General features: G+C 63.5%; 19 protein-coding genes. 7 read left to right on the forward strand and 12 right to left on the reverse strand.

Features of this window, described 5'->3' with window-relative positions; genetic code table 11:
- Positions 1-72: 72 nt before the first annotated feature.
- From FBR05_00970 to FBR05_00985, 4 genes are read right to left on the reverse strand one after another with little or no spacing between them, the layout of a single operon-like run.
- Complete coding sequence (locus FBR05_00970) at positions 73-612, reverse strand: hypothetical protein (GenBank protein MDL1870757.1); 540 nt, start codon at positions 610-612, stop codon at positions 73-75.
- Positions 613-619: 7 nt separating this feature from the next.
- Positions 620-2,068, reverse strand: a complete 1,449-nt coding sequence (locus tag FBR05_00975) for a cysteine--tRNA ligase (protein ID MDL1870758.1) — start codon at positions 2,066-2,068, stop codon at positions 620-622.
- Positions 2,031-3,488: a glutamate--tRNA ligase gene (locus FBR05_00980; GenBank protein MDL1870759.1), complete on the reverse strand. Its 1,458-nt coding sequence runs from the start codon at positions 3,486-3,488 to the stop codon at positions 2,031-2,033. The genes FBR05_00975 and FBR05_00980 overlap by 38 nt, the downstream gene beginning before the upstream one ends.
- Positions 3,485-4,672, reverse strand: coding sequence for a 2-C-methyl-D-erythritol 2,4-cyclodiphosphate synthase (locus FBR05_00985; protein MDL1870760.1), 1,188 nt, complete (start codon positions 4,670-4,672; stop codon positions 3,485-3,487). The genes FBR05_00980 and FBR05_00985 overlap by 4 nt, the downstream gene beginning before the upstream one ends.
- 155 nt (positions 4,673-4,827) lie before the next feature.
- Here FBR05_00985 and FBR05_00990 point away from each other — a divergent pair, with 155 nt between their 5' ends.
- Complete coding sequence (locus FBR05_00990) at positions 4,828-5,802, forward strand: hypothetical protein (protein ID MDL1870761.1); 975 nt, start codon at positions 4,828-4,830, stop codon at positions 5,800-5,802.
- A 49-nt stretch (positions 5,803-5,851) separates the two neighbouring features.
- On the opposite strand, the gene FBR05_00995 is transcribed toward FBR05_00990, so the two are convergent.
- Complete coding sequence (locus FBR05_00995) at positions 5,852-6,376, reverse strand: CarD family transcriptional regulator (protein ID MDL1870762.1); 525 nt, start codon at positions 6,374-6,376, stop codon at positions 5,852-5,854.
- A gap of 270 nt (positions 6,377-6,646) precedes the next feature.
- Between FBR05_00995 and FBR05_01000 the strand changes: the two genes are divergently transcribed.
- From FBR05_01000 to FBR05_01010, 3 genes are all read left to right on the forward strand, one after another.
- On the forward strand, positions 6,647-7,969 hold the full coding sequence (locus FBR05_01000) for a nucleotide sugar dehydrogenase (GenBank protein ID MDL1870763.1): 1,323 nt from the start codon (positions 6,647-6,649) through the stop codon (positions 7,967-7,969).
- Positions 7,970-8,076: 107 nt separating this feature from the next.
- Positions 8,077-8,589, forward strand: a complete 513-nt coding sequence (locus FBR05_01005; protein ID MDL1870764.1) for a matrixin family metalloprotease — start codon at positions 8,077-8,079, stop codon at positions 8,587-8,589.
- A 28-nt stretch (positions 8,590-8,617) separates the two neighbouring features.
- Positions 8,618-9,421, forward strand: coding sequence for a hypothetical protein (locus FBR05_01010; protein ID MDL1870765.1), 804 nt, complete (start codon positions 8,618-8,620; stop codon positions 9,419-9,421).
- Here the strand turns inward: FBR05_01010 and FBR05_01015 are convergent.
- On the reverse strand, positions 9,418-10,461 hold the full coding sequence (locus FBR05_01015) for a hypothetical protein (protein MDL1870766.1): 1,044 nt from the start codon (positions 10,459-10,461) through the stop codon (positions 9,418-9,420). The genes FBR05_01010 and FBR05_01015 overlap by 4 nt on opposite strands.
- Before the next feature lie 249 nt (positions 10,462-10,710).
- Between FBR05_01015 and FBR05_01020 the strand changes: the two genes are divergently transcribed.
- Both FBR05_01020 and FBR05_01025 read left to right on the forward strand, forming a co-directional pair.
- Complete coding sequence (locus FBR05_01020) at positions 10,711-13,473, forward strand: ATP-binding protein (GenBank protein ID MDL1870767.1); 2,763 nt, start codon at positions 10,711-10,713, stop codon at positions 13,471-13,473.
- A gap of 111 nt (positions 13,474-13,584) precedes the next feature.
- On the forward strand, positions 13,585-14,862 hold the full coding sequence (locus FBR05_01025) for a hypothetical protein (GenBank protein MDL1870768.1): 1,278 nt from the start codon (positions 13,585-13,587) through the stop codon (positions 14,860-14,862).
- 58 nt (positions 14,863-14,920) lie between these two features.
- Here the strand turns inward: FBR05_01025 and FBR05_01030 are convergent, their stop codons facing one another.
- The 3 genes from FBR05_01030 to FBR05_01040 are packed head-to-tail and all read right to left on the reverse strand — an operon-like array spanning position 14,921 to position 17,197.
- Positions 14,921-15,316, reverse strand: coding sequence for a hypothetical protein (locus FBR05_01030; GenBank protein ID MDL1870769.1), 396 nt, complete (start codon positions 15,314-15,316; stop codon positions 14,921-14,923).
- Positions 15,313-17,007, reverse strand: coding sequence for a c-type cytochrome (locus FBR05_01035; GenBank protein MDL1870770.1), 1,695 nt, complete (start codon positions 17,005-17,007; stop codon positions 15,313-15,315). Before FBR05_01035 ends, FBR05_01030 begins: the two co-directional genes overlap by 4 nt.
- On the reverse strand, positions 16,979-17,197 hold the full coding sequence (locus tag FBR05_01040) for a hypothetical protein (protein ID MDL1870771.1): 219 nt from the start codon (positions 17,195-17,197) through the stop codon (positions 16,979-16,981). The genes FBR05_01035 and FBR05_01040 overlap by 29 nt, the downstream gene beginning before the upstream one ends.
- Before the next feature lie 99 nt (positions 17,198-17,296).
- On the opposite strand from FBR05_01040, the gene FBR05_01045 reads away from it, so the two are divergent.
- Positions 17,297-18,553, forward strand: a complete 1,257-nt coding sequence (locus tag FBR05_01045; GenBank protein ID MDL1870772.1) for an NnrS family protein — start codon at positions 17,297-17,299, stop codon at positions 18,551-18,553.
- A 7-nt stretch (positions 18,554-18,560) separates the two neighbouring features.
- Here FBR05_01045 and FBR05_01050 read toward each other — a convergent pair whose 3' ends face one another.
- The 3 genes from FBR05_01050 to FBR05_01060 are packed head-to-tail and all read right to left on the reverse strand — an operon-like array spanning position 18,561 to position 20,471.
- The gene (locus FBR05_01050; GenBank protein ID MDL1870773.1) at positions 18,561-19,094 is read right to left on the reverse strand and encodes a molybdenum cofactor biosynthesis protein MoaE; all 534 of its coding nucleotides are present in this window, start codon (positions 19,092-19,094) and stop codon (positions 18,561-18,563) included.
- Positions 18,986-19,231, reverse strand: a complete 246-nt coding sequence (locus FBR05_01055) for a MoaD/ThiS family protein (GenBank protein ID MDL1870774.1) — start codon at positions 19,229-19,231, stop codon at positions 18,986-18,988. Before FBR05_01055 ends, FBR05_01050 begins: the two co-directional genes overlap by 109 nt.
- A 1-nt stretch (position 19,232) precedes the next feature.
- Complete coding sequence (locus tag FBR05_01060; protein MDL1870775.1) at positions 19,233-20,471, reverse strand: molybdopterin molybdotransferase MoeA; 1,239 nt, start codon at positions 20,469-20,471, stop codon at positions 19,233-19,235.

The following is a 20,471-nucleotide window of genomic DNA, read 5'->3' on the forward strand; positions in this document are numbered from 1 at the left end:
AATTTTTTATATTTAAACCTCTAGGCACAGATCAACTTTGACACTTAGACACTTAGGCACTTCGACACTTCTTCATACAGGTATCTTCAAATACACCCGCACGATGCGCTTAAGCAAGGTTCCGCCCGAGTGGATGATCCAGACCGCCAAAAACACGCGCAGCAGCTTGGCCGCCACGACGATCCCGTAGACCGCCCAGGGATTCATCCCGATCATGGCGGCGGCGATGGCGCCGATCACGCAGGGCACGACGGTGAAGACGCTGATCGTCAGCTCGAGGTAGCCGTAAGCCTGGGCGTGCTGCACGATGTCGTTCACGCCGGAATACAGGGAATTGTTGTTCACCAGGGTGTCGAGATAGCCGTGCAGGAAGGTGTAACTCGCTAACACCACCAGTCCCAATCCGGCCACAACGCCGAGGACGGAGGCGATGAGCCACTTCACGACGTGTCTCGGACGGATCGCGACGGTGGTACCCAGGAGGCTGTCGCAGGGAATAAAGACGAAGAGGCTGTCGAGGAAGAACAGGAGGAAAAAAACCGGCGCCACCCACTTGGCGTCGGCGTGCTCGGCGATCCTCTGCGCGTAACGGGCGATCCTGTCCTTCCCCATAATCCACCTATTTCGCCTTCCAGGTGGTCGTCCCGTCCGGTTTGTCCTCGAGGAGGATGCCTTGGGCGGAGAGTTCGTCTCGGATGCGGTCGGACATCTTGAAATCCTTGTTGCGGCGGGCTTCCTTGCGCTCCGCGATCTTTTGCAGGATCTCGGCCTCGCTCAAGGCCCCTTGGCTTAAGGTGAAGCGCTTGCGCGTCTCGAAATAGGCTTGGGGCGACTGGGCAAAAAGCCCCAGACAGGCGCCGACCCGCGCCAGGGCATTCTTGACCTCGGCGCGGTATTTTTCAAGGTGGGAGGCCGAGGGGCCGGCGTCGAGGAACTTGTTGATCTCGCGCACCAGCTCGAAGCAAACGCCCAGCACCTGGGCGCTGTTGAAGTCGTCGTCCATCGCGTCCTCGAAGGCGGCCGGAAAATCTTCCACGGCAGACCATGCCGATTCCGGCCCCGCCCCGTCCCGGCCCGGGCCGCATTCCTCCAACCTTTGCAAGGTCTGGTAGACGCGGTCGACCGCCGCCAAGGCCTCCTTCATGTTGCCCTCGTTGAAGTCCAGCGGCGAACGGTAATGCGCGGAAAGCAGGAAGTAGCGGATCGCCTCGTGCGGATACTGGGCCAGAACGTCGCGGATGGTCAAAAAATTTCCCGTCGACTTGCTCATCTTGTCGGCGTTGAGATTGACGAAGCCGTTGTGCAGCCAATATTTGACGAAGGGTTTCTCGAAGGCGCCCTCGGACTGGGCGCGTTCGTTCTCGTGGTGGGGAAAGATCAGGTCGCGGCCGCCGCCGTGGATGTCGAGCGAGGGGCCGAGCAGCTTGGTGCTCATCGCCGAGCACTCGATGTGCCAGCCGGGGCGGCCCTGCCCCCAGGGCGAGGCCCACTCCGGCTCGCCGGGCTTGGCGGCCTTCCAGAGGGCGAAATCCAGCGGGTCTTTCTTGGCCTCTTGCACCTCGACGCGGGCGCCGGCCTCGAGCTCCTCGAGGTTCTTCTGCGCCAGCTCGCCGTAGGTCGGGAACTTCCGCACCGAGTAAAAGACGTCGCCCTTGGCGGGATAGGCGATGCCCTTCTCGACCAGCTTGGCGATGATCGCCTGCATCTCGGCGATGTAGTCGGTCGCGCGGGGCTCGTCGCCGGGCGCTTGATTGCCCAAGGCCTTCATGTCTTCCAAAAAGGCCTGGATGAAGAACTCGGCCACCTGCTTCCAGTCTTGGCCTCGCTCATGGGCGCGCTTGATGATCTTGTCGTCGATGTCCGTGAAGTTGCGGACGTAGCGGACCTCGTAGCCCTTGAACTTGAGGTAGCGGTAGATGACGTCGAAGACGACCGAGGCCCGGGCGTGGCCCAGGTGGCAGTAGTCGTAGGCGGTGATCCCGCAGACGTACATCGCGACGCGCGGCGGGTTCAGGGGTTGGAAGTCTTCTTTATTGCGGCTTTTCGTGTTGTAGATTCTCAAAGGCACTGCGAACTCTTTCTAGGACTTGGGTCTTGCCGAGCGCGGTCACCAGCGCGGCGAGCTCGGGACCTTCCGTCCCCCCCGTCAGGGCCACGCGGACCGGCATGAACAATTTCTTGCCCTTAATCTTGGTCTTCTTCTTGAGCTCCTCGAGGATCTGTTCGTAGCTCGCCGCGTTCATCTCGTCCTCGCGGGCCTCGATGAGCTTGGCCAGGGTCTCGAGGACCTTGCGGCTCTCGGGGGCGTTCAAGACCTCGCGGGCCTCGTCGTTTTGCGGCTGAGGATGGCCGAGGAGCAGGCCCATCCATCCCGGGATTTCCGAAAAATTCTTTACGTTGGGACGCAGGGCGAGCAGGACCTTGCGGAGATTTTCCTCGGGGGTCTGTCCCGGGGCGAAATTCGCCGCGGCCAAGGCTTCGCGGGCCTTCGCGAGGTAGTCCTCCTCGCTGAGCTGCATCATGTAGACCTGGTTGATGTGGTCGAGCTTGGCCCAGTCGAAGATCGCGCTGCTGCGCGAGACGCGGCCTAAGTCGAAGCTCTCGACGAGCTTCTCGGGCGGAACGATGTCCTTGCCTTCGGGCGGCGCCCAGCCAAGCAGGGCCAGGTAGTTGAGGATGGCCGGCGGCAGATAGCCCTTCGCTTTCAGCTCGCCCACCGAGGTGCTGCCGTTGCGCTTGGAGAGCAACGTGTGGTCGGGCCCGAGGATGAGCGGGAGATGGGCGAATTGCGGCGGAGTGAAGCCAAGGGCCCTCTGCAAAAGAATCTGCCGGGGCGCGTTGGACATGCCGTCCTCGCCGCGGATCACGTGGCTGATCTGCATCAGGCAATCGTCGATCGCGCAGGCGAAGAGGTAGAGCGGCAGTTCGTTGGAGCGCGCGATGACGAAGTCGCCGATGGTCAGGGTGTCGAAGACCTTCTCGCCGTAGACCAGGTCGGTGAACTTGACGATCTCGCGCTCGACCTTGAATCGATAGGTATGCGCGGTGCCGGCCTCAAGCTTGGCCTTGCGGTCCTCGGCGGAGAGCTCGCGGCACTTCCCGCTGTAGCGGTAGGGCTTGCCGCTGGCCATGGCCTTGCGGCGCTCGGCCTCGAGGTCTTCCTGGGTGCAGAAGCAGGGATAGACCTGGCCCTGGGCCTCGAGCTGCTGCAGGTATTTCTTGTAGATGTTGAGGCGCTCGCTCTGCCGGTAGGGGCCGAAATCGCCGCCGCGGTCGGGACCCTCGTCGTAGCTCAGGCCCAGCCACTTCAGGTCTTCGAGGATGGCGGCCTCGTAATTCTCTTGGGAGCGCTCTTGGTCCGTATCTTCGATGCGCAGGATCAGCTTGCCGCCCTGGCGCCGGGCGAAGAGGAAATTGAACAGGGCGGTGCGGACGTTCCCCTGATGGAGCAGCCCCGTGGGACTGGGGGCGAAACGGACTCGGATCATGGTGGACTCCCTCTCTTCTGCAACAGGACCACGGCGCGCGCCGCGAGGCCCTGCATGGTACCGGTGAATCCCAGGCCCTCCTCGGTCGTCGCCTTGACGCTGACCCGGTCGACCGGGACGCCCAAGGCGGCCGCGATGATCTCCCGCATCTGGGGGATGTGGGGGGCCAGCTTGGGCCGTTGACAGACCACCGTAGCATCGACGTTGGCGACGGTAAAACCCTTATTTTGCACCCGGCGTGTCACCTCGGCCAGCAGGACGCGGCTGGAGACGCCCTTGAATTGCGGGTCGGTGTCGGGGAAGTGCTTGCCCAGATCGCCCTCGGCGGCCGCGCCCAGCATCGCGTCGCAGATCGCGTGCAGCAGGGCGTCGGCGTCAGAATGGCCCTGCAGGCCCTGCTCGAAGGGGACCTTGACGCCGCCCAAAATCAGGTCGCGGCCCGGGACGAAGGCGTGGACGTCATAGCCCTCGCCGATGCGGAATTCTTGGCTCATAACGGACTTTCTTTTCTCCAGCAGGGCCGCGGCCATCTCGAGGTCCTCGGCCCGGGTGATCTTGAAGTTGGCGACCGAGCCCTCGACCAGGCGCACCTTGTGGCCCATGCCCTCGACCAGCCCCGCCTCGTCGGTGGCGTCCATACCCTTGGCCTCGGCCCACTCCAGGGCCTCGTCGAGGAGGCTTTTGGAAAAGGCCTGGGGGGTCTGAATTTGATAGAGGCGGTCCCGCGAGACCGTCTTTTGCACGTATTGCCGCTCGTCGCTCTTCTTGAGCGTGTCGGCCACCGGCACGGCGGTCACGGCGGCGCCGGTCTCTTGGACCCCGGCCAGGGTGCGGCGCAGGATCTCCTCGGTGACGAGCGGCCGGGCGACGTCGTGGATGAGGATCCATTCGGCCTGACCGTCGACCAGCTGCAGGCCCTTCTGAACCGATTTCTGCCGGGTCAGCCCGCCCGCAGTCACCCGGACCCGGGACCAGGGTCCCTGTTGCAGCCGGGCCTTCCACTCGGAAACGAAGTCCTGGGGAAGCACCAAGACCACCCCTTCGAAGAGGGGACTCGCGGCGAAGAGCTCCAAGGCGTATTCGAGGACTTGGCGTCCCGCCAGCGGCAGGAACTGCTTCGGCACCTGGGCCCCGAAGCGGGTACCCGTCCCCCCCGCCACCAGAATCGCCCACACGGAATTCATGAAAATCAACCCCTTAACCCGGTATTACTAAAGCTTTATGAGACGTAACAACGGTCCCGCAGGACCGCCGCCAAAGATGAGAAACGTGGGATAAGGATGTAGCGACCCGCGGGGTATTTGTCAAACCGAAGCATTTTTGCTGTTATCCGCCCTCGATGAGAACCGCCTGGACCTGTACCAAAAAAGGACTCACGCTGACCGCCCACCCTCCTCAAGCAGGAGACAAGATCCTGCGCTGTCGGCTGGATTTGACCGAGGGAGCCTCGGACACCCCGGTAACCGTGGGACTGGGGATGATCTCCAAGAAGCACAAGGCCTTTCCCATTCCGGAGCCCTGGATGTGCGAAAAGGAGGCCCCTCCCCTCCGCGTTGTCCTAAAACCCGGCCCCGACGGCGGCGCCGAGTTCGAGCTTCCCATCCCGCCTTGGATAACGCCCTTCACGGGCGAGTGGCTCGAGATCGCCGTCACCGTCCTCGCGAGAACCCAAGACGGAACCACCATCCGCCTGGTGCTCGAAGGGATGCAGCCGCCCCGCGACATCCAGTACCGTTTGGTCGGCCTGCCGGCCGAACATTCTCTGAATCCTCCGCTCTCCCCCTGGTTCTTCGGCTTTTTTCTGACGGCGACGCTGTTGCTGATTTTTCTCGGGTTCTGGAATTCGAATCCCGACTTTCACAAGGCGGCGGTGGGCGCCGGCATCGTCGCCTTCTCACTGGCCTGGATCGCGATACCGCGGGCGCGGCGCTGGCGGCGCCTGGGAGGACTGCGGATGCGGGCCGAGCGGGTCGGCGAGGGGGCCGAGGCCCGGCTGCGGGTTTCCGGCCGAGGCGACAAGGTCACCGGGGAGGGTCGGGCGCGCTTGGTGGCGCGGGAGTTCGTCTATTCCGAGTCGAGCCTGTCGAAATTCAACCCCATCGCCTCCGTGGAAGTCCCGCTGCGCCCCTCGGTCTCGGGCGGTTTCCAAGCCGAGCTTCCCTATCCCGCGCGGGAGATGGCGCCGCCTTCGCTGGTCCTCAGCCGAGCCCAAACCAGGCACGGCATCCTTTGGGAGGTGGAATTCGAGTTGGAAAGCAAGCGCGGCGGGACCGGAAAGGCGGAGCTCCCCCTCTCGGTGGCCGCCGAGGCATAAAAAAACCCCCTCCGCAGCGCGAAGGGGGTCTTTTAAAAAACAACGGAATTTAGGCCGACTTGAAGATCTCGTTGATCTCTTCCTCGATCTCGTCTTCCTCGCGGGCCTCGCAGATCGCCAGCTCTTTGATGAGCAGGGACTTGGCGGTGTCGAGCATCTTGCGCTCGCCGAAGCTGAGTTCTTTCTTGAACTTCAGCAGGCTAAGATCCCGCAAAACCTCGGCAATTTCGTAAACCGATCCCGTCTTGATCTTGTCCATGTACTCGCGGTAGCGGCGGTTCCAGGTTTGGTTGTCAATGTGGACGTCGCGCTGCTTGAGGATCTCGTAGACGTCATCGACCTCTTGGTCGGAGATGACCTCGCGCAGGCCCACCGCGTTGACGTTGGCGGTCGGGACCATGATCTTCATGCCGCTGTCGAGGATCTGGAGGACGTAGAAGGTCTGCTTGGCCCCCATGATCTCCTTGCTCTCGATGCTCTTGACCTCGCCGACGCCATGGGCCGGGTAGACCGCCTTATCGCCAACTTTGAAGGGAAGTTCGGAAAATGCTTGCTTAGCTAGACCCTTGGCCATGGAGCCAACCTCCTGAGTATGCATCGGAACGGTTTTTGAATGACAGGGACGGAGGCTTGTATCACAGAGCCCTCCCCAGCGTCAACGCTGGAGGTAACGCCACGTGTCATTCTCGGGCACGCCCCGGCGGACCCTTTGCGGAACGGAATAAAAATTGCAAAGGATAACCGCTAGATAGTAAATTAACCGAAAAAACTTCTTTCTATTTAAATTTATCGACCCGCACCCGGAAAAGTTGTCGGGCAAAACCTAAAAAACGAAGGTCTAAGCATGCGAGTTCTGCGAAAAAACAGCCTGGATGTCCTGATGGATAAGATTCAGCGGCGTTCTGCCCGGGTGGGCGTCATCGGCCTGGGCTACGTAGGCCTGCCCCTGGCGGTGGCCTTCGCCGAGGCGGGTTTCGAGGTGACCGGGATCGACGTCGACGGCGGCAAGGTCGCCGCCCTGAAGGCGGGGCGCAACTACATCCCGGACATCCCCGACCGCCTGGTCCGGGACCTGGTCCGGGCCGGCAAGCTCAAGGCCACGCAGGACTTCGGCCTCGCCCGGAAGCTGGACTGCATCTCGATCTGCGTCCCCACACCCCTGCGCAAGACCCGGGACCCCGATATCTCCTACATTGTCCACGCGACCGAAGAGCTGAAAAAGACCTTGCGCGCCGGCCAGCTGATCGTCCTGGAGAGCACGACCTATCCGGGCACCACCGAGGAGCTGGTCCTGCCGCAACTACAGTCCGCCAAATTCCGAGCCGGGAAGGACTTCTTCCTCACCTTCTCCCCCGAGCGCATCGACCCGGGCAACCCGCGCTTCGGCCTGAAAAACACCCCCAAGATCATCGGGGGCATCACCGCGGCCTGCACCCAGGCCGGCGCAGCGTTGTATCGCAACGTCGCCGATAAGGTCATAACTGTAAGCAGCTCGCAAACGGCGGAAATGGTCAAGCTCCTCGAAAATACCTTCCGCGCGGTCAACATCGGCCTGGTCAACGAGATCGCGCAGATCTGCGACAAGCTCAAGATCAATACCTGGGAGGTGATCGACGCGGCGGCCTCCAAACCCTTCGGCTTCATGCCCTTCTATCCCGGTCCGGGCCTGGGCGGGCATTGCATCCCCGTCGACCCGCATTACCTCTCCTGGAAGCTGCGCAGCATGAACTACACGACGCGCTTCATCGAACTGGCCAGCGAGATCAACCAGGAGATGCCGCACTACGTCTTCCAAAAAATCCAATCCGCGTTGAACGAGCGGAGGCGGGCCCTCAAGGGCGCGCGCATCCTGCTGCTGGGCGTGGCCTACAAGAAAAACGTCTCCGACGTCCGCGAGTCGCCGGCCTACGAGGTGGCCAAGCTGTTGGAGGAGGCCGGCGCCAAAGTGAGCTATTCCGACCCCCATGTCCCGCAGTGGAAGACCGAGGGCGCCGGCTACCGCTCGCAGCCCTTAAGCCCCGCTGCGCTTAAAAATTGCGACTGCGCGGTCATCCTCACCGACCACCAGGACTTCGACTACCGCCGGATCGTCGCCCAGGCCCCGCTGATCGTGGACACGCGGAACGCGACCAAGGGGCTTCCGCAGAAGAAGGTTGTCCGGCTTTGACGGGAAAAACCAAGTGCGATCGGGTCACGGAGCCTAGCCCCAAGTCCGACGCCCTCTCGCTCCAATTCGCTCTAGACTCCCCCCTCCGCCTCGGCTAAGGCCGGGACATGCGCCGCATCGCCGTCACCTTCGGGATCCTCGCCTCCCTCTCCGCCTGCGGCGGCTGGGACGCCTACCTCCGCGAGCCGAACGTCTACGAGAGCCTAAGCCCGCCCTACCGCATCTCCTTCGCCACCGAGATCGACGCCCAGCAGGGGGACTTCAACGCCCTGGCCCTGGCCGTCGAGATGTGGAACGACGCCCACGAGGGCCTGCTCGTCATCGACCGCGACCCGACCGCGAATTTCCTCGTCTACATCGGCCCCTACGAGGACCTGCTCGAGGACGCCCGCGCTGGATCGCTGCGCTTCCCCGAGGGGCAGATCTGCGCGATCTACCTGCCCACGGAGGTCGCCTCCGATTTCCCGGTAATCGCCCACGAGATCGGCCACTGCCTGGGCTTCGACCATACCCAGAACGCGGGCTCCATCATGTACGAGGAACCGGGGGACGCGTCTCTGATTTCGCCGGATATCGTCGAGGTCTTGGCGCAGCTGGTGGAAAACGGCGTTTCGGAGTAAGATAAACCCCGGAGTGGGGGTTAGGTCCATGGAAACACCGGAGCGCCCGGAAGAGTCCGGGCCGGCAGAGCCGCTGAAACACCGCATCCTGATAGTCCATCCGCCGGTCTCTATTTCCCAAGTCGATCTCAGCTCCCACGACATCCACCTCGTCCCCGACCTCGACGCCGCCGACGAAGCCGTCTCCTCCGGGCGTCCCAATATGGTCGTCCTGTTCGCCGATGACCGCACCGCGGAGCTTGAGAACCACGTCATGACCTGGCTGGTGGAGGGCTTCAAGGGGAAGCTGATCCTCTTCGATCCCCACGAGACGATCGGCGACCACGGGGAATTGGTGAGCGGCCAGGTCGTCGACGATTATTTCGCCGGCCCGGTCAGCGTCCATCGCTTCGCGACCATCCTCCAAAGCAAGGTGCTCCAAGGCACGCGCTTCGCCGCGCCGCGGGCCATGACCACTTACGACCTGTTTCGCAACCTCTTCGACCGGGGCCTAAGCGCGATCTTCTTCTTCACCGAGGCCTTGGACCGCTGCGTCGCGGCCAATCTCAAGGCGGAAGACTTGACCGGCCGCTCCTTCGCGGAGCTGAAGCGGATGGGGCTCGAAGGGCTCTGCGATGCGGAGGGGTGGGAACGCGCGCTGCGCGCGATCCGGAGGGCGAAGCACCGTTATTTCGACTCGACGGGGGTCTTCGAGATCGTCGACCAAGCGGGGGACCGCAAACGCAGTGAGTTCAGTTGCGGATATTTCCCCTTCGGGCGGCGGCAGTTCGTGAAGATCGAGGTGCAGGCCCTCGACCGGGGAGGCCGCATGCAGGAACCGCCCCATCGCTAAAAAATCATCTCCGCCCCGATGCGCCGGAATTCCATGGGCACGGAGGCCTCCGCCGCCTCCATGACGCCGGGAATCAGGTCCAGGCTCAGCATGCCCCCGTTCGGAACGGTGATATTGAGATCCCAAAGCTCCACGTTCGGGTCCTGCCGGAGCATCTTCTTGTTGGCCTTGGTCGCCGCCTTGCGCATGTACTCCGCGCAGTTGAGCGACATCACCACATGCTCGAAACCGGGCAGCCGGCGAAACCGGCTGCTTTGCAGCAGGTTTGTGGAGACGAAGGCGGAGGGCTGGAGCGTGACCGTGATCAGCAGGAGCTGCCGCGATTTTTCCACGCCGAACTCCTTGTCCCGGATCCACTTCTTGTAGACCGATTGAGTCGGAACGTCCTCGATCAGGGCGCCGTCGATGTAGCGGCGCTCGACCCCTTCGCCCCGGATGACTCGCGGCTCGAAGAGCACCGGGATTGCGCTGGAGGCCATCACCGCATCCAAGACATCGGTCCGGTAAACCTTGTCGGCGCCGTAGAAATCATGGGCCGGCTCGCTCCCCAGCACCTCGTTTTCCTGGGTCTCCAAATTGAAAGCCGTGCAAAAGAACCTCCGCTGAAAGCGGCGCCCCTCGAGGACCTTGCTCAAGAAGTCCTCCAGCTGCCGCTGATAATCCCGGAATATCTGGAGGCTCGCGCTTTGCTTCGAAAGCCCCAAGAGGTCCAGGAACATCCGCTTCGCCAAGGAGAGGTAGCCCGGAAGATGGCGGACGATCTTGCCTTTGAAGGCGACGCCGGCGATGCCCTTCATCTCCTCGGGACTCATCCCCATCGCGAACAAGGAGCCCATGATGGCGCCGCCGCTGGAACCCCAGACCTCCGAAATCCGCTCGGACACCCCCAGTTTGCCGAGGAAATCGAAGACCGCCGCGTGGGCGAACATCCTCACCCCGCCTCCCCCCAGGGACAGGACGACCTTCGTGTCCTGCTGACTCAGGCTATGACGCAGCAGATCGAAATCGGCTATCTCTATCTTGCCGGGATCGCTTCCCACCCTTGCCCCCAATTCCCCAAACGGCCGGATACACTAAATGATAATGATTTATATCAAACCGCGAAATAGGAATTGTCGCGCCTGCCCTCGCCGCCCCAAACTCCGGAACACCCCGACCGGATCACGGGATTCTACGGCCCGACGGGGATCCCGGTTAGGCTAAATTAATATTTGCGAAAAGAGGAAGGGACAATTTCTTGACAACAAGACGAAAATAACGGCGAAGAAGGGCGCTCCTAAGGAAATTTCATGCGCCTTGATACCAGAGCATTGTTGGATTCCGCGCGCCGCGAGTGGAATTCCCTGAATTCCGAGGTCGATCCCATCCTTTATTGGGAGGGCGCCTTCGGCTTAGCCGCCCGCCAAGAAACCAGTGGCCATCTCGAAATCGCGACTTCGGTATATTTCGAATTATCGGAGAACGCCGCGGTCCCTGCCGGCCTGCGCCGCCGGGCCCGCGAACGCCTGGAAGTCCTCCAAGGGGGCGGTTCGCCCTCGGCTCGAGCCGAGCACCTGCTGCGCCACTTCGTGGAAACCGCGGCGGATCCCGCCGCCCTCATGGCCATGACCACCGCTAGCATGGTGTTTGGCGCCGCGCGCTTGGGATTTCTGGCGCGGCTCGCCGGTGCGGAAGCCGCTCCATGGACCCGGGGCTTCCTGGGCCGAACCGTGGCGGCAAGCGGCGCCTTCCTCTTGGAGGCCCCCGCTTTCACGCTGACAGCGCGGCTCGGCAACACCCTCCTGGGCAGGCCGCAAGAATGGGATGCCCGCAGCCTGGCACGGGAGCTAACCTCCGCATACCTGACGCTCGGAGGCCTGAAATTGGGCCTCGCGGGCGGCCATGCCCTGCATCGCGCCCTGGGCGGAGTTTCGCAGCGCGGCCTCGGTTATCAGGTATTTTTCCAGGGCGGCATGCTCTCGGGGCTCCGCCTCGGGCATGGATTGGAAAACTACTTCGGTTTGAGAGGGCCGGCACTCGACTCGAACCCCTGGATCGACTCCCTGGCGACCCTGCTGCACTTCAACGTGGCAGGCCGCCTGATGAACGGGACCTTCGGCAGCTTGAGAGCCTGGCAAAATATTTTGGAGGCAAGAAGCGAGTCCCTTGGCGCTCGGCAAGCCCTGTTCATGTCCGTTAAATTTCCGGATCCCCCTCTCCTCCCCGCCGGCGCGGCCTGCGGCACCGAGGCCGGCACCGTCGCGGCCTCGACCCGTCTAGAACCGCAAAGACCCCCTGTCTCCCTCCACGAAACGGGGGGAGAAAAGCCTACGCCGCTTGCGGCGATTCGAACCCTTCCCGACAAGGCGACGAATCCCCTTACCGAACCACCAAGCGAAACCGCCTCTGTGGAGGAATATCCGCAACTGATCTCCGAGTGGGGTGACGCCTTCATGGAGCAGAGCCGGTCCGTCCTCGGCCGTTTTCTTCCGGAGCTCCGGCGTTTGAACGAAAAAATCTCCGGAGGCGCCACCCTGATCTCGAAAGAACATCGGCGATTGAGGGGATTTTTGCGGACGGTCACGGCCAGACTCGAGGCCTTCCACGGCCATTGGGATACCTTGCGAAGTCGCCGGAGGCATTCCGACCCCTTGGGCTCAAGAGATAACAACTCGCGAGAGAGATTGCGGCTGGTCCTTCACGATTTGCAATATCGGACCGAACCCTTGACGATGGCCAAGCTGGCCCTCGAAACCGTTCTGCTCGGCAATCCGATTCGCCCCTACCAACAGGCCTACTTGTTTTCCCCCGGAAGCGGCTTTTCCGCCTCGGGGGCCATCCGGGACGGAATCGCGAGAGCCAGCGTGGATACGCCCGAGGTCTTTCAATGGATCGGACGGGAATGGCATCGAGATTCCCTGGATGATCTTCGCTTCGCCGCGGGACGCGATACGACAAAAATCGCCGGGGACATCGTCGCCAACCTCGTCGCCAATGCGGCGCGCTATCGCTCTTCCGAACGACCCCTCATTCGCATCACCGCCGAACCTTCCGGCTCCGGCGGCCTGAGGGTCACCGTTCAAGACGACGGCATCGGGATCCTTCCGGAACATCTCGCCACGCTGGGCGAAAGCGGTTTTCGCGAGGGGCGAAGGGACATCGCCCGATCCCAAGGGCTAGGCTTGACCTCCGTCATCGCGGGCCTCCGCTCTCTAGGCTGGGGCCCTCTTTGGGTAAGCAGTCGTCCCAGCGAAGGAAGCCGATTTCGCTTCGAAATACCCGCCGCTGCCTTCCTGGAAACCCCGTCCCCCGAATTCCAGGGCAAAACCGCAGAATCGGCACCGGAGAGCTCTTTGGAGGGCAATTTGCGCGAGGGCTTCGTCGTCCCCGCGGCGTCGTTGGATCTTGCCATCCGGCAATTACTTCGGGAGCTGCCGAATTCCCGCAGCTCCATGTACGCGGCGGTCGCGGCAGGATCTTCCCGTATCCAGTCCTTGGCGAACGGTGAATGGCGCCACCGCCGGCTGGAAGCCCTCCATAGGCTGTTGGCGACCGGTCGAAATATGCAGGACCTCGAAGTCGTCGAAAACGGCCCGGGAGTACTGTTGGACATCGCCGTCACCCTGGCCTCTTTGGGAAGCCGCATCCGAGTCAAGGATGTCGACGGCCTCTCCAGCACGATTTACCAGGCGATTTTGGAAACCGATATTCCGACGCCCCTCCAAGAACGGATATCCATCACCCCCCGGAACGAGCTGGATTTGGCCGGTGCCGCGGACATCGCCTATTGGGCCAACCCGGAACCCTTGTTCCTGCATCGACTCGCCGCCTCGAGAAGCGAGGGATATTTGGGAAGAGACGTCCGGCCAGGAGGCTATCTGGTGATTCAAACAGACCATCGTCCAACGCGTCATCCCTCGGAGACAATCCGCTCCAGCCTCCCCCGTTTAGACCCCTCGCATTGGCGCGAAATTTTCGACGGCCCCCTCCCAAACCTTCCTTTGGACTCCAATGCCGTCCTGCCGACGGCCCAGGGGCCCCATCTCCACCTGCAAGTTTTTCAAAGGCGATGACGCCACCGCCGAAAGAAGCTAGAATTCGGTCGCAAACCTCATGATCTAGATCATCCCCACCGGATGATGGGGATCATTGGGCCTGGCGCGGATCCGGGCTAAGGTGGGAGCATGAAAAAATCCTTCTATCCCATATTGCGAAGCCTGATCCTCATCTCCGCCCTCGCCTGGCCCTTGGGCCTTCGGGCCGAGCCTGCCGCGGGCAAACCCGAGCCCAAGCTGTGGCCCGATCAAGTGAAGGTCGGCGGCGAGTTCCGCACCCGCGTCGAGCTGAGGACCAACGAAGACCTCAACAGCGCCGTACCGGACAACGACGTCTTCGTCCTGCTGCGCACCCGCGTCTACCTCGACCTGAATCCCACGAGCTACGTCCGGCTCTTCGCGATGTTCCAGGACTCCGAGACCCTGGGCCAAAACGCCACCTCCATCTTCAAGGTGCCGGACCGGCGCAAGCTCTACCAAGCCTTCCTCTACCTGAAAAATGACGCGCCACTGGTCACCAGCCTCAAGATGGGCCGCCAAGAGTTGATCTACGGCGACGAGCGTTTGATCGGCGCCTTCAACTGGAGCAATCTCGGCCGCAGCTTCGACGGCGCCGTCGTGCGCCTGGAGAACGCGCATTTTTGGCTCGACCTCTTCGGCACCCGCATCCATCCGGCGGGCAAGGAGAACCAATTCGCGGGGGCCTACGGGCATTGGAAGGGCTTTCCGCAGGGCGAGCTGGAGGCCTACGCCCTCTACCTCCACGGCTCCAAGTCGGGCCTCAACGGAGGCAGCCTGAGCATCGTCACGATCGGCTCCCGCCTAAAAGGCAAATTCAAGAAGAACTACGACTACGGCTTCGAAGGCGCTTATCAGACCGGGACCTCCGGCGGCAGCACGGTCAGCGCCTTCGCCACGCACGTTCGCTTCGGCTACACCTTCCCCCTCGGCTTCAAGCCGCGGCTGGGCCTCGAGTACAACTTCGCCTCGGGCGACGAGAACCCCGGCACGGGCAAGGTCACGACCTTCAACAACCTGTTCCCGACCAACCACGACAAGTACGGCTATATGGACCTCTTCTCGTGGAAGAACCTCCACGACATCCGCTTCAGCTTCGACACCCAGCCCCTCGAGTGGTTCAAGACCAAGCTCGACTACCACGCCTTCTTCCTGCCCGACCCCGCCAACGGGGCCTTCCTGGCCTCGGGCGTGCAATGGCGGGCGGGTGCGCCGGGGGCGGGGCACTTCGCGGGCCAGGAGCTCGACCTCCTCTTCACCTTCAAGCCCTGGAAATACTTCGACGCGCTGGTGGGCTACTCGGTCTTCTTCCCCGGGACCTTCTTTTCGGACACGGGGCCCTCGGACACCTCGCACTTCTTCTACACGCAGTTCGCTTTCCGGTATTGAAATGGGAGGAGGCCGTGAGCGGGGGCTCGCGGTCTAAAAGCGGTGATTTGCCGTAGGCTTATTTGGGATCGTCGTAGACGAGGGCGTGGACCTTCAGCTCGGGAAAGGCCTTGGTCAGGTCGGCGATCAGGGCCGCCTTCGAGCCGGCCCGCTCCCAGACGAAGCCCATCGACTTCTGCGTGGCCGAGATCTTGATCGTGGCCGCATCGACGCTCGGTCGCGCACTCAGCCACTGCGTCAGCCCGTCGACGGTCGCCTTGGGCAGGGGCCCGACGATCTTGAAGACGGCGAACTCCAGACGCGCGGGATCGGCCTTCACCTTTTGAACCGCCTCGTAGGAATACACCGCCGAGCGGTCGTCCTCATGGCAGAGGCCGCAGGGCCGCGCGGCGCGCGGCGCCAGCGTCAGCCCCAGGGCCAGGAAGATCGCGAAGGACCAACCGCTTAATTTCATTTCGTGGCCTCCTTCAGGTAGGCGAGGAGCTGGTCCAGCTCCTCGTTCGTCAAGGGGACCTTGGGCATCTGAGTCTTGTACTCCGCCTTCAGCTGGATCGCGACGGGATCCTCCTTGGTCATCGTGACGGGGTCGAGGATGTATTTTCGAAGCCAGGCCTCGTCGCGGCGGGCGAAGATGCCCTTCAGGTCGGGACCGGTCATCTTGCCCTTGCCGATGCTGTGGCAGGTGTAACAGGTCTTGGTCTTGAACAGCTTGGCCCCGGGCATGTCGGCCAGGCCGGTGGCGGCCGGCGGCGCCGCGGCCTCGGCGGCCGGGCTGGCGGCGGGGGCCGTCTCCTTCGCGGGAGGCGGCGCGGCAGGCTTGGGCGCCGGCTCTTCGGGAAGACCGGTCTTGCCCTCGGTGGCGTCGACCGCCCCCAAGGCCCCGTGATGGGCGTCGGCGAACTCGTGGTCCACCAAGACGTACTTCCCGGCCTCGGGGATCACGAACTCGACGATGGCGCCGTTGGAGGCCCCAAGCAGGATGGTCTGGAGGCCGCGGAATTGGTTCGCCGGATTTCCGTCCAGCCAGACCTTGTCGAAGATGGTGCCGATCACGTGAAAGCTCGAGGTGTCATCGGGGCCGGCGTTGAGAAAGAAGATCCGCACCCGCTCGCCGGGCCGCGCCTTCAGGCCCTCGGTGAGGTGGCGGTTCACCCTCCCGTTGAAGGTGACGTAGGTCGGCTGCTTCTTCTCCACCTTGTCCATGTCGATCTCGTAGACGCCGTCGGCGCCGGGCTTGTCCTGCAGGTAGAACTCGCTCTGCACCACGGCGTACTCGCGGTCCACTTTGCCGGGCCAGCCGCCCTTCGGGTCGACGATCACCATGCCGTACATGCCGGCGGCCAAGTGCTGCAGGACCATCGGCGTGGCGCAGTGGTACATGAAGACGCCGGGGTAGTTGGCGGTCCACTCGAAGGTCAGCGTCTGGCCGGGATCGATCGAGCGGTACTTGTCTTGCGGCGAGACCATGGCGGAGTGGAAATCGATGGAATGCGGCATCGGCGGCACGACCTGCACGGTCTCGGTGCTGCGGTTGGTGAGGGTGAACTTGACCCGGTCGCCCTGCCGAACGCGGATGGTAGGCCCGGGGATATCGTCGCCGAAGGTCCAGCCGTGGAACTTAACGCCGCTGTCCAGCTCGATCACCTTGTGCGTGACGTCGAGGCGGACCTCCTTGACCGGCGAGGCGTCGATCCTCGGCACCTCGGGTAGCTTCGCAACTCCGGGGCCGGAGAAGAATTTATCCCCCTTCGGGAGCGTGTCCCCGACCTGGGACGGAGGGGCGCCGTAGACGTCGCCGTATTTGGGTCCGATCTCGGCGGGTCCGGTGCAGGAGAGGTTCCAGAGCGTTGCGAGGGGCATGAGGAGAAAGGCGCTGCGTTTCATAGTCCTCCTTTTTATTCGGGTGCTTTCCACCCTTGGGCCAGCTTCACCAACTCCTTGGCGATGGCGACGTGGGCGACCTCTTCCCGGGCGATGCGGCGGAGCATCTCGCAGGCCTCCGCGTCGTCGCAGTCCTCGGCCAACTGGAGGTAGGCGGCGGCCGCCTCTTCTTCCAGGGCCAGGATGGTCTGGAACTCCTTGAGGATCGCCTGACCCCGGGTTTTTTCGGTTTCGCTCATCGTCGCAGCCTCGACACGATGGCATCGATCATGTCCTCGTGCCGGAAGGTATCCCCGGAGAGCCTCTCCAGGAGCCGGCGGATCTTCGCTTGCTGTCCCGTACTGAATCCCGAGAAGTCGTAGCGCTTCACCTCGGCTAAATTCGACACCGCGAACTCCTCGAGTTTTTTCAAGGCCTCCAAGGCGGTCAAGATGGTCTCGCGGGCCACGCTCATGCATTTCTCCTTAAAGAAATGGTAACGGTTTCCCGCAAAGCCCCGATATGATCTGAATCATATCGGGAACCACCTAACGCCTATTAGATAATAAGGACTATGAACGAAAAATCCATAAAAAACCTGTTCCTGGAACCCTACCGGCTCTTTTTCGCCGGCGGCTCCCTCTACGCGGTCCTGGCCGTGGCCCTCTGGTTCACCTGGCTCCACCTGCTGGACCACCAGATTTCCTGGTTCGACTTCCGCGTGGGACCGGCGCAGTACCACTCCCACGTCATGCTCTTCGGGGTGATGGGCTTCTATGTCTTCGGCTTCATCCTCACCGCCTTCCCGCGCTTCGTGGGGCAGCCCCATCCCTCGCCCCGCGCCGTGGCGGCCTGGTTTCTGGGCCTGGCGGGGGGCCAAGCGGCTTTCTTCCTCGGGGCCACCCGCTCGCCTAAGTGGATGATCCTGGCAGGCGTCCTGGAAGGGCTGAGCTACTTGAGCCTGCTGTTCTTCCTCGGCCGGCTCTACCTGCGCTCCGGGAAGTGGCGCGAGGACAAGCAGCCGCGCTTCCTGCTGCTCGCCCTCGGCTTCGGGACCCTCGGCCTCCTCCTCTCCTATGTCTATTACGCGGCCGACGGCAGCTTCACCTTCTACACCCTCAGCATCGAGTTCGGCACCTACGGCTTCCTCTTCCTCCTAGTCGTCGGGATCACCTACCGCATCGTCCCCTTCTTCGCGGGGCGGGTGATCCAGGGCTATGAAGGCCGGCGCGGCGCCCACACCCTGGCGATCGTGACGGCGCTCATCCTGCTGCGCATCCTCCTCGTCACGCTTTGGGCCGACGGCCCGCGCCAGCACTACGCCTCCTGGGCGATCAACCTCGCCCTGCTGGCGGTCTTGGTGACGGAGTGGCTGCGCTGGCGGCCCTGGCAGGCCAAGGAGACGCCGATCCTCTTCGTCCTCTTCCTTGGGCTCTTCTGGATCTTGGTCTTTTTGGGATTCTCTGGCTACGAGTTGGCCTATCACCTGACGCATCGCCAGGCGGGCGTCTACCCGGTCCTGCGGACGCCGGCCCTGCACGCCCTCTACATCGGGGCCTTCGGGACGCTGGTCCTGGCGATCAGCACCCGCGTGGTACGCGGCCACGGCGGCGCGCCGATCGTGGCGGACCGCTTCACCCTGGCCGCCCTGCTCCTGATGCAGCTCGCGGCCCTCTGGCGGGTCTTCGTGCCGGTCTTCCTCGAGGGGACGGGCAGCCTCTGGCTGAGAAATTATTGGGCGGGGCTCCTGTGGTGCGCGGCCTTTGGGGTTTGGGCGCTGCGCTATCTCCCCTTCCTGTTCCGACCCAAGCCGCCCGAGGCCGCCGGCTGAGGCCGCCTCAATGATGGTGGCAGGCGACCCACTCCGAGCCCTCGGGATAATGCTCGCGCTTCCAGACCGGGGCGCGGCGCTTGAACTCCTCGATGATGTAGGCACAGGCCTCCAGGGCCTCGCGGCGGTGGGCGGCGGAGACGGCCAGGACGATCCCCGTCTCGCCGATCTCGAGGCGACCGACCCGTTGGATCAGGGCGGCCTTGTAAAAGCTCCATCGTTCCTTCGCCTCGGCGAAGATGCGGCGGAGTTCGGCGTGGAAGAGCCGCTCGTAGACTTCATACTCCAGCGCCAGGACCTGCCGGCCCTCGTTCTGTTCGCGGATATTTCCCTCGAAGAGGGCCACGGCGCCGCAGGAAGGATGTCGCACCTCCTGGAGGGCCTCGCCGCTGTCGACGGCTTCTTGGATGAGTCTTATCAGCATAAAGCCTTTCAGCCTCCGGCTACGGGCGGGATCAGGGCGATCTCGTCGCCGTGCCGGGGACGGTAATTTGCCGGAACGTATTCCTCGCCGACGGCGAAGCGGAGAAATTTCCCCCATTCCAGCGGACCGAGCGTCGGCTCGAGGACGCGCCGGGCGAGGTCGAGGACGCTCTCGCCCTCCTGCAGCTCGCACTCCGCCTCGCCCCGCCGCATGCGGTCACGCAACACCGAAAAGAACAAGAGACGCACGCTCATCTCAACCTCCTCTCCATGCCTGAAAGATCGAAGGCAGCAGATGCGCCTCCACAAGGTCGCCCGCCGCCCAGGACTCCCCTTCCTCCGGAAGCACGGCCAGGGCGTTGGCCGCGGCGAAACTGCGCATCAGGTGGGAGCCCTGTCCTTCCAGGATATGCAGGCTGGGCGCCGCCCCGCCGAGATCCGCGCGGGCCTTCAAGAAGTGGCGCAGGCCGGGCTTCTTCTTCAGGCCTTGCGCAAGCGGCAGGCGCAGCGCGGGAAGGAAGAGCTCGCGCGCGCCCAAAGCGCGCAGCAGGGCCGGGCGGACGTACTCGTAGAAACACACCAGGGCACTGGCGGGGTTTCCCGGCAGGCCGAAGAGACATTTCCCTTCCTCCTTTTTTCCGAAGAAGACGGGTTTGCCGGGCTTCTGCCGGACCTTCCAAAAGACCTCTCGCACCCCGGCGTCGGCCGCCGCCTCCTTGACGAAATCGAAGTCACCCACCGACACGCCGCCCGTCACGATCAAGAAGTCCGCGCGCTGCAGGCCCTCCGCGAGGGCCCACTGGAGGTCTTCCCGCCGGTCGCGGCAGCGCTCGGCGAAGGCAGGCACAAGCCCCAGCTCTTGGAGGGCCGCGTTCAGGCCGAAGGAGTTGGACTCGTAGATCTGGGCCGGCTCCAAGGGGACCCCCGGCGGCACCAGCTCCGAACCCGTGACCAAGATCCCGACGCGGGGCGCGGCGTGCACTTCGACCCGCTCGAAGCCGAAGCCGGCCAGCAAGGCCAGCGCGGCCGCCTGCAGGGGCCGCCCGGGACCGAGGATCTCGGCGCCGATCTCCAACTCCTCGCCGCGGCGCCGGATGTTCTCTCCCCCCGAAACCGGCCGGCTCAGGCGAATCGCCTCGCCCGCGCGCTCGACGTCCTCCTGCTTGACTACCGCGTCCGCGCCCTCCGGAATTTTGGCCCCGGTGAAGATCCGCATCGCCTCGCCGGGCTTCAGCGGGCTTTTCAGACAGATCCCCGCAGGAACGGTGGCCGCGACGAAGAGGGACACCGGCGCCCCGGGTCCCGCCGCCGCGGTGTCGGCGGCGCGCAGCGCATAGCCGTCCATCGCGGAATTGTCGAAGACGGGACTCGGGATCGAGGCGTCTATGGGTTTCGTCAGGACCCTCCCCCAGGCCTCGGCGAGCGCCAGCGCTTGGCCGGGAAAGGGGCTCACTGCCTCGACGATTCTCGCTTGGGCCTCAGGGACGGAAATCAT

The organism is Deltaproteobacteria bacterium PRO3 (assembly GCA_030263375.1).
Lineage (GTDB): Bacteria > UBA10199 > UBA10199 > DSSB01 > DSSB01 > DSSB01.